The 13236-nt window shown below is 46.8% G+C and carries 10 protein-coding genes; 4 read left to right on the top strand and 6 right to left on the bottom strand.

Annotated features, from left to right (window positions below; genetic code table 11):
* Positions 1 to 140: 140 nt before the first annotated feature.
* Together punR and BCT11_RS22465 are read left to right on the top strand one after the other, a co-directional pair.
* Positions 141 to 1046 (top strand): DNA-binding transcriptional activator PunR, encoded by a 906-nt coding sequence (punR, locus tag BCT11_RS22470; protein ID WP_038875201.1) that lies wholly within the window; start codon positions 141 to 143, stop codon positions 1044 to 1046.
* An 88-nt stretch (positions 1047 to 1134) separates the two neighbouring features.
* Complete coding sequence (locus BCT11_RS22465) at positions 1135 to 2814, top strand: sensor domain-containing diguanylate cyclase (RefSeq protein WP_102389330.1); 1680 nt, start codon at positions 1135 to 1137, stop codon at positions 2812 to 2814.
* A 49-nt stretch (positions 2815 to 2863) separates the two neighbouring features.
* Here the strand turns inward: BCT11_RS22465 and ilvA are convergent, their stop codons facing one another.
* From ilvA to ilvG, 5 genes are read right to left on the bottom strand one after another with little or no spacing between them, the layout of a single operon-like run.
* On the bottom strand, positions 2864 to 4411 hold the full coding sequence (ilvA, locus tag BCT11_RS22460) for a threonine ammonia-lyase, biosynthetic (protein WP_038870180.1): 1548 nt from the start codon (positions 4409 to 4411) through the stop codon (positions 2864 to 2866).
* 4 nt (positions 4412 to 4415) lie between these two features.
* Positions 4416 to 6257, bottom strand: a complete 1842-nt coding sequence (gene ilvD, locus BCT11_RS22455) for a dihydroxy-acid dehydratase (RefSeq protein ID WP_038870179.1) — start codon at positions 6255 to 6257, stop codon at positions 4416 to 4418.
* A gap of 13 nt (positions 6258 to 6270) precedes the next feature.
* A complete protein-coding gene (gene ilvE, locus BCT11_RS22450) occupies positions 6271 to 7209 on the bottom strand; it encodes a branched-chain-amino-acid transaminase (RefSeq protein ID WP_039975997.1) in 939 nt (312 codons plus the stop codon).
* A gap of 12 nt (positions 7210 to 7221) precedes the next feature.
* Positions 7222 to 7506, bottom strand: a complete 285-nt coding sequence (ilvM, locus tag BCT11_RS22445) for an acetolactate synthase 2 small subunit (protein WP_005440786.1) — start codon at positions 7504 to 7506, stop codon at positions 7222 to 7224.
* A gap of 11 nt (positions 7507 to 7517) precedes the next feature.
* The gene (gene ilvG, locus BCT11_RS22440; protein WP_038870177.1) at positions 7518 to 9164 is read right to left on the bottom strand and encodes an acetolactate synthase 2 catalytic subunit; all 1647 of its coding nucleotides are present in this window, start codon (positions 9162 to 9164) and stop codon (positions 7518 to 7520) included.
* A gap of 462 nt (positions 9165 to 9626) precedes the next feature.
* Between ilvG and BCT11_RS22435 the strand changes: the two genes are divergently transcribed.
* Positions 9627 to 11150 (top strand): YifB family Mg chelatase-like AAA ATPase, encoded by a 1524-nt coding sequence (locus tag BCT11_RS22435; RefSeq protein WP_102389329.1) that lies wholly within the window; start codon positions 9627 to 9629, stop codon positions 11148 to 11150.
* A gap of 47 nt (positions 11151 to 11197) precedes the next feature.
* Here the strand turns inward: BCT11_RS22435 and BCT11_RS22430 are convergent, their stop codons facing one another.
* The gene (locus BCT11_RS22430; protein ID WP_102389328.1) at positions 11198 to 12154 is read right to left on the bottom strand and encodes a DUF2860 domain-containing protein; all 957 of its coding nucleotides are present in this window, start codon (positions 12152 to 12154) and stop codon (positions 11198 to 11200) included.
* A gap of 165 nt (positions 12155 to 12319) precedes the next feature.
* Between BCT11_RS22430 and BCT11_RS22425 the strand changes: the two genes are divergently transcribed.
* Entirely contained in the window at positions 12320 to 13198 is an 879-nt protein-coding gene (locus BCT11_RS22425) for an acyltransferase (protein WP_039976002.1), read from the top strand.
* The last annotated feature ends 38 nt before the right edge of the window (positions 13199 to 13236 follow it).

Below are 13236 nucleotides of genomic sequence, written 5' to 3'. Positions count from 1 at the left end.
AATTATTTAATCATTTATTGTTCAGTATCAGTTAGCGCTAACCCTGATTTATTTACCTCGCCATTCTATTTTTCGATTTTAAGAAAATAAAACGCTAAAATTATTGGTTATCAATCAAATTTTTTGAAGGGTCGATATTCATGTTCTCAAAATCTTCGTTGGAGATGCTCGATACGGTTGCTCGCTTGGGCAGTTTTACTGCGGCTGCCGAAGTGTTGCATAAGGTGCCGTCGGCGATCAGTTATGGCGTACGTCAAGTGGAACAAGAACTGGATGTGGTGCTGTTTCGCCGCTTGCCGAGAAAGGTAGAACTCACGCCAGCGGGAGAACTTTTTATTGCTGAAGCGCGTTTATTATTGAGACAGATGGCTGAAGTGAAAGCGCAAACTCGACGTGCAGCTCATGGCTGGCAATCAACGTTGAAGCTCACGTTGGATAACGTGGTCAAGCTCGACAAGCTCAAACCTTTGGTTGAAGACTTTTATCGAGAGTTTGAATTTGCAGAGCTGCAAATCAACATGGAAGTATTTAATGGTTCTTGGGAGGCTATCGCTCAGGAACGAGCTGATATCGTGGTTGGTGCTACTTCTGCAATTCCTGTTGGTGGCGATTTTGAAGTCAAAGATATGGGCGTACTCGATTGGGCATTCGTAATGTCTCCGGCTCATCCTTGCGTTCGTCAGCAGATACTTACCGAAGAATTTGTCAGTAAATTTCCGGCTATTTGCTTAGATGATACGTCAAACGTCTTGCCAAAACGTCACACTGGGCATTATCCGAAACAACGACGTTTGCTTTTACCTAATTGGTACAGTGCGATTGAGTGTCTAAAAAATGGGGTTGGCGTGGGATACATGCCACGACATATTGCGATGCCACTTATTAATGATGGTGTACTGGTAGAAAAAGTGCTGCCGGATGATAAGCCGCTGAGCCAGTGTTGTTTGGTGTGGCGTAAGGACGATAACCATAAGTTGATTCAATGGATGGTGGATTATCTTGGCTCGTCAAGTCAACTTCATCGAGATTGGCTACAACATTCATAAAATTGAAAATTGACCGAAACACGTGTTGACAATGTGGTCAATTCATTAAAAATCGAAACAAAGTTCGGTAAATTTAGGATGAACGATTATGTCAAAATTAGTGGATAGAAAATGGCAAATCTTACCGATCATCACATTGTCTGTGTTTATGTTGGTGGGGTTATACGGGTTTTATATAACGCTTGAGCGTTCAGTGCATGATTCTGTGCAGCGAACAACGGAATCTCTGCTTACCGATGTTATCTATGAAATTAAGGAAGATGCTCCGAGCTTCGCTCACGATTCTGATATCGATGATTATATCGGTGACTTAACGCAAGCCGATGCAGATGCTCGTATTCAAGTACTTGATGGGCAGGGCACCGTTGTCGGAGATACTGCGCTGTCAGACCGCGCTTTAATTGGACTGGAAAGTCACAGCGACCGACCTGAATTTGTCCAAGCTTGGGAGAATGGGGCTGGCTACGACGTACGCTTTAGTGAAGTGTTGTCTGTTGATCTGTTTTACGTATCACGCAAGGTTGTTATCGATTCTCAAGAGTTCGTCGTGGTACTCGCCGTACCGATGCATCATTTGAAAACCATGACATCACAATTGATGGCGATCTTAGGTGCCATGGTGGTACTGAGTATTGGCTTTCTTATCGCAACCTCGATTTTCAGCCATCGTCAAATCATCCATAAAGTATCCGAAGAGCAGAAAAAACAAGATGAGCGCATTCGTCAGCGTACATTGGAAATTGAGTTAATGCATCGTTTAGCCAATATGCTGGCAGCATGTAACAATTTGATTGAAGCTCAGATGGTCGTAGAGGATATCGTCCCTCGTATTTTGGGTAAGGTGAATGGCAGTATTTCTCTGATGCGCTCTTCAAGAAACCAGTTAGTCACGCAACTAGATTGGGGGGATAGCTGGCCAGGAAGTCGCTCATTTGCTCCTGATGAATGCTGGTCACTGCGTAAAGGTCGCAGTCACTTATCGATTGAGTCATTCCATAACTTAACTTGTGAACATATGGCATCGATCGAAAATAACCAGACGCTGTGTATTCCTCTAACTGCACACGGCAATACCATCGGTATCATGCATTTGTATTTTGGCCAAGGTGAGATTGAAGTTGATGAGATGACCATGCAGTTGTCGTACAGCGTGGCGGAACATTTAGGCTTAGCATTAGCGAACTTGAGTCTCCAAGAGAAGTTACGTTCTCAGGCGTTGAGCGATCCGTTAACGGGGTTGTACAACCGCCGTTTCTTCGAGCAAAAGCTCACGGAGCACGTAAACAACTCAGCGACCAGCACAGAAGCCATGTCGCTATTGATGCTTGATCTCGACCATTTCAAGCGCTTTAACGACAATTTTGGTCATGATGCCGGTGATTACGTATTGAAAGAGATCAGCGCGCTATTGAAACGCACCGTCTCTGAAGATGAAACAGCCTGTCGTTTAGGCGGGGAAGAGTTAGCCGTGATTCTGCCACATTGCGATATGGCTTCGGCAACGGATTATGCGCAGAACATAGTGGATCAGATCCGTGCTTTACACCTAGAGCACAAAGGTTTGTCGCTAGGTCAGTTAAGTGTCTCGATTGGTGTCGCAACGTATCCAGAACCGGCTTCGGATATTGAGGGACTGGTGAAGATGGCGGATAAGGCGCTGTACCTTGCGAAAGACCAAGGCAGAGACCGCGTCGTTAATTATCAACAATACAGCGAGTTTAAGACGCCAGAGCCAGATGCGGTGGAAATCGCATTGATTCAACGTTAATAAAAAATCCCTCGTCATGGCGAGGGATTTTTGTATAACTTGATGTCGGCTACGACAAGAAAAACTTATAAGACGGGTTGTCCGTTTCGTCTTTACATTGATAGCCAAGTTCGCGTAAATGCGCGGAAAACTGAGCTAAGTCGCTTTCATCTAACTCGAAACCACATAAAACGCGTCCGTAGTCGGCACCGTGATTACGGTAGTTGAACAAGCTGATGTTCCAATGAGTACCTAAAGTGCTTAAGAACTTAAGTAGCGCACCTGGGTATTCTGGAAACTCAAAGCTATACAGACGTTCTTTGAGTGGTTTAGACGGCTTACCGCCAATCATGTAGCGTACGTGTAACTTCGCCATTTCATCATCGGACAGGTCAACCACAGGGTAACCACCATCACGTAAATCGCGAATGATATTTTCCAACTCTTCTTGACCGCCTTGCAAACGAACACCAACAAAGATATTTGCCAAAGCATCATCGTTGTAACGGTAATTAAACTCAGTGACCGCTCGACCACCAATCAAGTTGCAGAACTCAAAGAAAGCGCCTTGACGTTCTGGAATCGTAACTGCTAATAAACCTTCGCGCTTTTCACCCAATTCGCAACGTTCTGATACGTAGCGCAAACCATGGAAGTTGGTATTCGCACCAGACAGCACGGTACCAAGGTTTTTGCCTTCTAGTTTGTTCTGCTCAGCAAACTTCTTTAAACCCGCTAGAGCAAGCGCACCTGAGGGCTCTGCAATCGCGCGCGTGTCTTCAAAGATGTCTTTGACTGCTGCGCAGATTTCATCACTAGAGACCGCAATATGGCCATCAATGTACTTTTGGCATAGACGGAAAGTTTCTTCACCAATGCGCTTTACCGCAACACCATCGGCAAACATGCTGACTTGATCGAGCACGACGGGCTCGCCTGCATCTAATGCAGCCTTTAAACAAGAAGAATCTTCCGGCTCAACCGCAATGACTTTGATTTCGGGCATCAGTTGCTTGACGAGTACCGCCACGCCAGCAGCTAAACCACCACCTCCGACAGGGACAAAGATATAATCAAGGTGGCCATTTTGTTGCAGCATTTCCATGCCGATGGTGCCTTGACCTGCAATCACCAGTGGATGATCGAAGGGAGGGACAAAGGTGTACCCGTTTAACTCGGATAGACGCTCTGCCTCGGCTTTTGCCTCATCAAAGTTACTGCCATGCAAAACGACATTACCACCAAAACCACGTACCGCATCCACTTTGATGTCTGGTGTTGTCTTTGGCATAACAATCGTCGTTCGGATACCAAGTTTAGTACCAGAGAGAGCCATACCTTGAGCATGGTTACCTGCTGATGCTGCAATCACGCCCGCGTTTTTTTGCGCTTCGGATAGGCTTGCCACCATATTGTAGGCGCCACGTAGCTTGAACGAGTGCACTGGTTGACGGTCTTCACGTTTGATCTGCACATTGTTACCAATGCGTGCAGCAAGGCGCGGCATCTCTTGTAAAGGGGTGACGGTTGCCACTTCGTACACAGGAGCGCGCAAGATCTGGCGCAGATAATCTGCACCAGACTGGTTTTCCTGTTTTAAGGGAAAGGGTTGACTCATAAAGCTAGCCCTCGAGCTTAGATTTATCTCGCACTGCACCTTTGTCAGCACTGGTTGCCATGCTTGCGTACGCCTTCAAAGCAAAAGAGACTTCACGCTGACGGTTCGCTGGCTTCCAGCCTAGTTCGTCTTGTTTTGCTCGACGTGCAGTAAGCTCTTCCTCTGAAACATCCAGTGAGATAGAGCGGCTAGGAATATCAATGGTGATGATGTCGCCATTTTGAACCAAGCCGATAGTACCGCCACTGGCTGCTTCTGGAGAGGCGTGACCAATTGAGAGGCCTGATGTACCACCAGAGAAGCGACCATCTGTCAGTAGCGCACAAGACTTACCAAGGCCCATCGATTTTAGGTACGTGGTTGGGTAAAGCATTTCTTGCATGCCCGGACCACCTTTCGGACCTTCGTAGCGAATAACAACCACTTCACCCGCTTTTACCTTGCCACCTAAAATGCCATCAACAGCAGAGTCTTGGCTTTCAAAGACGATTGCAGGACCTTGGAACTTAAGGTTTTCTTCATCTACGCCAGCGGTTTTCACAATACAGCCATCCACTGCGATGTTGCCAGACAGAACGGCTAGGCCGCCTTCTTGGCTAAAGGCGTTTTCTTTTGAACGGATACAACCGTCTACGCGATCGTCATCAAGGCGATCCCAGCGGCAATCTTGAGAGAAGGCTTGAGTTGTTCGGATGCCCGCAGGACCAGCGCGGAAGAACTTAAGGACTTCTTCGTTTTCCGTTTGCATGATGTCGTATTCAGCAAGTTGTTGCTGCATCGTCATGCCAAGCACTGTGTGTGTATTGCCGTTTAGCAAGTTTGCACGATCAAGTTCACCCAAGATCGCCATGACACCACCAGCACGGTGCACGTCTTCCATGTGGTATTTCTGCGTTGACGGTGCCACCTTACAGAGGTGTGGAACGCGACGAGACATTTCATCAATGTCGTTCATGTCGAAGTCAATTTCACCTTCCTGTGCGGCTGCTAACAGGTGCAGAACCGTATTGCTAGAGCCGCCCATTGCGATGTCCAGTGCCATTGCATTTTCGAAGGCTGCGCGGTTAGCGATATTACGTGGTAGGGCTGACTCATCATCTTGTTCGTAGTAACGGCGAGTTAGTTCAACCACGCGTTTACCTGCGTTAATGAATAATTGCTCGCGGTCAGCGTGAGTCGCCAACATTGAGCCATTACCTGGCTGAGACAGACCCAATGCCTCTGTTAGACAGTTCATCGAGTTTGCGGTAAACATGCCTGAGCATGATCCACATGTTGGACAGGCGCTGCGTTCGATCTGTTCGCTTTGTTGATCAGAAACGGTTGGATCGGCACCTTGGATCATTGCATCAACAAGATCTAGTTTGATGATCTGATCTGAAAGCTTGGTTTTGCCTGCTTCCATAGGACCGCCTGAAACAAAAATAACCGGAATGTTTAGGCGCATTGCAGCCATCATCATTCCCGGAGTGATTTTGTCACAGTTAGAGATACACACCATTGCATCGGCACAGTGCGCATTCACCATGTACTCAACAGAGTCGGCAATCAGTTCACGTGAAGGCAGTGAGTAAAGCATGCCACCGTGGCCCATTGCGATGCCGTCATCGACTGCGATAGTGTTAAATTCTTTTGCGATGCCGCCGGCTTTTTCTATTTCACCGGCAACCAATTGACCCATGTCTTTTAGGTGTACGTGACCCGGAACAAATTGAGTAAATGAGTTCACAACGGCGATGATTGGTTTACCGAAGTCTTCATCTTTTACGCCAGTAGCACGCCAAAGAGCACGTGCACCCGCCATGTTACGACCATGTGTGGTGGTAGCTGATCTATATTTTGGCATTTCTTAATCCTTCTTACTTCTGTTCTGGGTACACATAGTCTAACCAGCCCCACTTGTCTTCCGTGGTGCCGTTAAATAGGCCAAAGTAGGCCGCTTGCAGTTCTTTAGTGATTGGGCCGCGTTTACCGGTGCCCACTTCAATTTTGTCGATGGTTGCCACTGGTACAACTTCAGCTGCGGTACCAGTCATGAAAACTTCATCGGCAAGGTAAAGTGCTTCACGAGCAATGTTTGCTTCACGTACTTCATAGCCTTTGTCGCGTGCAATCGTCATGATCGAATCACGAGTAATACCTGGTAGAATCGCACTGGTTGCTGGTGGCGTGATGATGACACCATCTTTGATAACAAAGATATTCTCACCCGCCCCTTCAGATAGATAACCATCGACACTTAGTGCGATGCCCTCGTCATAACCGTGACGGCGAGCTTCTCCACCCACCAATAGTGAAGATAGGTAGTTACCGCCTGCCTTAGCCGCAGTTGGGATGGTGTTTGGTGCTGCACGATTCCAACTAGAGATCATGGCATCAACACCAGCTTCTAGCGCTTCTTCACCTAGGTAAGAACCCCAAGGGAAAGCAGCAATGATGAGTTCCATTTCAGTGCCTACTGGCGGGCATACGCCCAAGCCAACATTACCCACAAAACCTAGTGGACGGATATAAGCGCTATCGAGTTTGTTTTGGCGAAGTGTTTCGCGTGTTGCTTCCATGATTTCCTCTACAGAGAAAGGGATAGGGAAGCGGTAAATTTTTGCGGAGTCTTTTAAACGCTGTGCATGCTCACGATGGCGGAAGACAATTGGTCCTTTTGGTGTGTTGTAACAGCGTACGCCTTCAAAAACAGAGGTGCCGTAGTGCATCGCATGAGTCAAAACGTGTACGTTTGCCTCTGCCCATGGAACCATCTCACCATTAAACCAAATGAAGTCTGCGGTTTTCGTTGCCATTTATTGCCTTCCTTATGCGCTCACGTGTTGTTGTAGGTTGTGATTTGGGAGTTCGTCATTGCGAATTTTCAGTACCTCGACGGTACGGATATCCCACAACTTTTCAATTTGATTAACCAAGAACGAGATTGGTCGATCACTGTCGACGATGATCTCTACGCTGGCGACTTTGCTTTCGTGGTTTTGCGTCGCCGCAACTTGTTTGATCACAAAGCCTCGATGACGAATCACACGAAGAACGCGCTCTAACAGTACCGGTTTGTCATCGGCTTTGATGTCGAGTAAATATCTATCCATGTGATTGTCTCCTAAGTATTTTCCAACATGTCACTGTTGGATGCGCCTGGTGGCACCAATGGCCACACGTTCTCTTCTTCATCGATTAAAACGTGAAGCATGTAAGAAGTCTTACTTTCTAGCATCTCTTTGAGAGCCGGTTCGACTTCTTCTTTCTTGGTGATGGTTTTACCCGGGATATCGAATGCTTTTGCCAGCATCACGAAGTCTGGGTTGTCATCAAGAATGGTTTCACTATGGCGGCCGTCAAAAAACAGCGACTGCCATTGGCGAACCATGCCAAGACGTTGGTTATTAAGGAGGACAATCTTTACTGGAATCTGACGACGCTTCAGCGTGCCCAACTCCTGCACGTTCATCATAAATGAACCGTCACCTGTAATAAGGATAGACTGATCATCAGGACGTGCGACAGCAGCGCCCATTGCAGCAGGTAAGCCAAAGCCCATCGTACCTAGACCAGCAGAAGTGATGAAGTTTTGTGGGTTACGCGGTTGGATATGTTGCGCTGCCCACATCTGATGCTGACCTACGTCAGTCGACACGATCGAGCTGTCCGGCATCATGTCAGACAGCTGTTTAAGTAACAGAGGAGCGTAAATTAACTCGCCTGGGTGGTCGTAACGCCATTTAAAACCGCTACGTAGACTTTCACTGTGGTGAACCCATGGTGAGATATCTTGTGTTAACTCTAACTGAGGAAGAATGGTATTGATGTCACCACGCAATGGCGCATTTGCATGACGCAGTTTGTGTATCTCTGCCGCATCGATGTCGATATGAATGACCTTGGCATGGGGTGCGAATGTATCAAGCTTACCCGTTACTCGGTCATCGAAACGTGCTCCTACCACAATCAAAAGGTCACTCTCTTGTACAACAAGATTGGCTGCTTTAGTGCCGTGCATACCCAACATACCAAGGTAGTGTGGGTCATGGCGTTCAATGGTACCCAGTCCTTTCAGAGTGCTTACTGCTGGCATAGGGTTTAGGCGTAGAAACTCACGAACGGCATCTGTTGCTTTAGCAAGTTGAACACCGCCACCTACGTACAAAACAGGGCGAGTTGAAGCGGCGAGAACTTCTTGTGCGCGTTGGATGTCTTCATCGCGGACTTGTGGGATGGCTGGTGGAACACAGGGAGGCAGAAGTTCAGTTGGTGCTTGAGCAAGTTGAACATCTTTAGCGATATCGACAATAACTGGACCTGGGCGGCCGGTTTTCGCTACTTCGAACGCTTCGGCAAGCGTTGGGGCAAGGTCTTCGATGTCAGTCACTAGGTAACTGTGTTTGGTACAAGAGAGGGACATACCGATCACATCCATCTCTTGGAAAGCATCGGTACCGATATGAGAACTGGCAACCTGACCGGTAATGGCGACAAGTGGCACGGAATCTAGGAAGGCGTCGGCAAGGCCAGTAACAAGATTGGTGGCACCAGGTCCAGAAGTAGCCATACAAACTGCTACGTCTTGTGTCGCGCGGGCCATTCCTATAGCGGCCATTGCGGCCCCTTGCTCATGACGGCATAAGATATGTTCTACACCACCATCATATAGCGCATCGTAGATTGGCATGATGGCTCCACCAGGATACCCAAACACCGTCTCGATGCCTTGCTGTCTTAAAGCGGCTACGACAAGTTGTGCACCGGTCATCGTAAACCTCCTTTGCTACGTTGTGGCTCGTAGCTATCGCCATGTGTTTCGCACTTCATGTGCACTCCCATTCTTCCCGTTAAGCTGTCTAAGAGTTAGACAGATGACAACATGTAGTTGTAAAAAAACCCCCGGACTTTTCAGTGCGGGGGTTTTTTGTAATTTGTGGTTATTTTTCGCCCACATTCCCCCGCGCGGAGTCAATAATGACCACGATAATCAGGGCTAGCAGTGAGTTGATGTGAGCGAATATGTTCATCTGTCTGTCGTTCTTTTTTCGTTAAAAAGTATTGTGTAATGTTCTACGAAAATGTTTGCGTCACTAGTGGTAACACACAAATCTGCTGCATGACAAGCAAAAAGTCATTCTTTTTTCACATTAAGTACCCATCTGGACAGGCTATATAACATATCCATATAGAAAACATCTGCTTATATAGCGTACAAAAATTTGAGGAAATTATGGGGCTGGCAATCATTCATAGTCGAGCAAGTGTGGGTGTGCAAGCGCCATCGGTAAGCGTGGAAGTCCACATCAGCAATGGGATGCCGGGCTTTACACTCGTCGGTCTACCAGAAACAACAGTAAAAGAATCTAAAGATCGTGTCCGCAGTGCGATCATTAATTCCAACTTCCAATTTCCTGCCAAGCGAATCACGGTAAATTTGGCCCCAGCAGATTTACCCAAGGAAGGTGGGCGCTTCGATCTACCGATTGCATTGGGAATTTTAGCCGCTTCAGAGCAAATCGCGACAGATAAGCTTAAAAACTACGAATTTGTTGGCGAATTGGCACTTTCTGGCGGATTAAGGCCCGTAAAAGGCGTCTTACCCGCCGCGCTGGCTGCAAATAAAAGTCAGCGTCATTTAGTTGTGCCCCATGCCAACGGTGATCAAGCCGCTTTGGTGGGGAAAGAACAACATAAATCCGCGCAGTCTTTACTGGAAGTGTGCGCTGAGCTTTGTGGTCAGCATAAGTTGGAATTACACCAAGCACCAAAGCGTAATGTCGTCGAAAAGCATGGTCGAGATCTGCAAGACATCATTGGGCAGCAACAAGGTAAACGTGCCTTAGAGATAGCGGCGGCAGGTAATCACAACTTACTTTTTCTTGGCCCTCCCGGAACGGGTAAAACCATGTTGGCTTCACGACTGTGTGATTTATTGCCTGAGATGACCGATGAAGAAGCGATGGAAACGGCATCAGTAGCGTCGCTAACTCAAAGTGAAATCAATGAACATAATTGGAAAACACGCCCGCTGCGCAGCCCGCATCATTCTAGTTCAATGGCGGCATTGGTCGGGGGAGGCTCAGTGCCTAGACCCGGTGAAATTTCATTGGCGCATAATGGACTGTTGTTTTTGGATGAGATGCCAGAGTTTGATCGCAAAGTACTCGACTCTTTAAGGGAGCCATTAGAGTCGGGGGAGATCATTATTTCACGTGCGCAGGGTAAAACCCGTTTTCCGGCTCGATTTCAGTTGATCGGAGCGCTCAACCCGAGCCCTACGGGTTATTACGAAGGTAACCAATCTCGCACAAATCCACAGGCGATTTTGCGTTATCTTGGTCGATTATCAGGGCCGTTGCTTGACCGATTTGATATGTCGTTAGAGATTCCTGCACTGCCGAAAGGTACGTTAGCTGAAGGAGGTGATAGAGGTGAGCCAACCTCCGTCGTAAAACAAAGGGTCAACTTAGCCAGAGAGAGTATGTTGCAACGCAGTGGTAAGGTAAATGCCCTGCTGGGGAGCCGAGAAATTGAAGCTTTCTGCCCATTACAAAAATCCGATGCGGAATTTTTAGAGAATGCGCTGCATCGTCTTGGGTTATCGATTCGTGCCTATCACCGGATTATCAAAGTTGCGCGGACGATTGCTGATCTGGAGGGCTCAGCAGCGATTGAACGAACGCATCTTGCAGAAGCGTTAGGGTACAGAGCGATGGATAGATTACTCAAGCAGTTAACCGCACAGGCGGTATAGAAGCTATTTCGCAGCGAGTATGGTTTGTACTCGCTGCAATATAAGGGTTAGAAGGTGTAGTTTAAACCGACCGACAACAAGTACTCTTTTTCATCATAAAAAGTAATGTTGGAATCCGTACTGCTATAACCTGCTAGTGAGATGAAAGACCAGTTGTCCCAATCAAATACATTTTTGTACTCGTATGCAGCAAACAAACTTAACTTATCATCGTTGCGAGTTTTACCAAACGTCGCGCTTGCTGATTCAAAGTCTTTGACTGTGTAGCCGGCAGTTAAGGCAACACGATGTCGATTGATAAACTGGAACCAACTTAAGTCCAACCCATAAGAGTTAAAGGATTCTGCGTCGCCATCTGCATCATGATAAATGTAAGTAAATGCGGGTTGTAGCATCGATGTGCGGCGGAGTGGAATTCGATAGTCACCTTTGATGTGGTAGATCTTAGCATCACGGGCCAGTGATGGATCGGTCACGGTGTCTTTTTCTACGTCTTTGTCTGCGTAAGCCAGATCAAGATTAAAGTTATCGTCTAAAAAGCGGTTGATCTGGAAACGAAAGGCGTTGCCACCCTCATCTGTGGTTTTTCTTTTTTGATTGGTTAAGTAAGGGTTTTGCCAGGTTTCCCCTTCCAAAATGGTCGGTAAATATGAGAAATCGAGCACAGTGCCTGAATCTAATTGGTATTTATAGCCCAATTGGAATGCCAAAGTACCGATAGCGATATCGGAACGTGTCGTACCTGCATACACTTGGTGGTTAAGTCGGTGACCGAATGTATAAGCTGCGTTGCCTAGAGGGGCAGCAATGAAAGAACTGTCGCTCTCGGCGCTTTCATTGAGAGAGTTAATTGTGCTGCTGTTATCCGTATTAAAATGGGATTCAGATGAGACGAAGCCAGCATTTAATGAAACTTCGCCGCTAAAACCTGCGGTCTCTGCTAGTTGAGCCTGAGCTGTGCTGACGATAAAGGCCAAAGGCAGTAAGGTTAGCCTTGGATTCATTCGCGTTCTCCTTGTTTGTCGAATGAAGAATATTTGTTTGAGCGGTGGTCCAGTTTTACATTGCAACAAATCTGACCATTCTTACAAATGTTCCAATATGGCAATGGATTCGTATAATTACACGCTGTTTTATTGCTCACGCGCACAAGTTATCGATTGGTTACCATGTTGGCATATTTGTTACTCATTTTTAACGCTTCCTTTGTGATTATAAATTCTGCGATTTGTTCCATCGCAATTTGTATCATTGCTATTTTTAAGCTTTTGCTTCCAACAGCAAAGCTCAAAGCTAAGGGGACAGAGGCGGCCAATAAAATGATGTGGGTTTGGGCCACCATCAACATGGGTATTCTTGCCTTATTCAATCGCGTTGAATGGGATATTGAAGGCGGTGAAAACCTAAAGAAGGATGGTTGGTACCTCTTGATCAGTAATCATCTTAGTTGGACTGATATTGTTGTACTGTGTTGCGTGTTTAAAGATCGCATTCCGATGCCAAAATTTTTCCTCAAGCAACAGCTATTATATGTGCCTTTTATCGGAATGGCTTGTTGGGCGCTGGATATGCCGTTTATGCGTCGTTATTCGCGGGAGTTTTTGATTCGTAATCCACACAAACGTGGTCAAGATTTGGCAACCACGCGCCGTTCGTGTTCCAAATTCAAACATACTCCGACCACAGTAGTGAACTATGTCGAAGGGACTCGTTTTACCCAAGAGAAGCAGCGTAAGAGCCGTGCCGGTTACCAATACTTATTACAGCCTAAGTCAGGTGGTATCGCATATACATTAGCGGCAATGGGTGATCAGTTTGAGAACATTATCGATGTGACATTAGCTTACCCAGAAAACACAGATAAACCATTTAAAGACATTTTGATGGGCCGTATGACCAAGATTGTGGTGCGTGTGAACGTGTTGCCTGTGGATGAGAAGGTATTGGGGGATTACTTCAATGATAAGCCGTACAAGCGCCAATTCCAGCAATGGTTAGGCGAGGTTTGGCAAGAGAAAGATATCTTGCTGCAAGATATTCATAAATAATCCGAGCTAAAGTTAAATTGAAAAGGGGAGCATCTTGC

The sequence above is a fragment of the Vibrio sp. 10N.222.52.B12 genome (assembly GCF_002875385.1).
Taxonomy (GTDB): Bacteria; Pseudomonadota; Gammaproteobacteria; order Enterobacterales; family Vibrionaceae; genus Vibrio; species Vibrio jasicida.
Note: the sequence above shows the minus strand (reverse complement) of the source record. Positions and strands in the feature narration are given on the sequence as shown.

Bases quoted from the DNA above. Each gene is read 5' to 3' on its own strand.
- punR (WP_038875201.1), top strand. From the start codon at position 141: ATGTTCTCAAAATCTTCGTTGGAGATGCTCGATACGGTTGCTCGCTTG.
- BCT11_RS22465 (WP_102389330.1), top strand. From the start codon at position 1,135: ATGTCAAAATTAGTGGATAGAAAATGGCAAATCTTACCGATCATCACA.
- ilvA (WP_038870180.1), bottom strand. From the start codon at position 4,411: ATGAGTCAACCCTTTCCCTTAAAACAGGAAAACCAGTCTGGTGCAGAT.
- ilvD (WP_038870179.1), bottom strand. From the start codon at position 6,257: ATGCCAAAATATAGATCAGCTACCACCACACATGGTCGTAACATGGCG.
- ilvE (WP_039975997.1), bottom strand. From the start codon at position 7,209: ATGGCAACGAAAACCGCAGACTTCATTTGGTTTAATGGTGAGATGGTT.
- ilvM (WP_005440786.1), bottom strand. From the start codon at position 7,506: ATGGATAGATATTTACTCGACATCAAAGCCGATGACAAACCGGTACTG.
- ilvG (WP_038870177.1), bottom strand. From the start codon at position 9,164: ATGACCGGTGCACAACTTGTCGTAGCCGCTTTAAGACAGCAAGGCATC.
- BCT11_RS22435 (WP_102389329.1), top strand. From the start codon at position 9,627: ATGGGGCTGGCAATCATTCATAGTCGAGCAAGTGTGGGTGTGCAAGCG.
- BCT11_RS22430 (WP_102389328.1), bottom strand. From the start codon at position 12,154: ATGAATCCAAGGCTAACCTTACTGCCTTTGGCCTTTATCGTCAGCACA.
- BCT11_RS22425 (WP_039976002.1), top strand. From the start codon at position 12,320: ATGTTGGCATATTTGTTACTCATTTTTAACGCTTCCTTTGTGATTATA.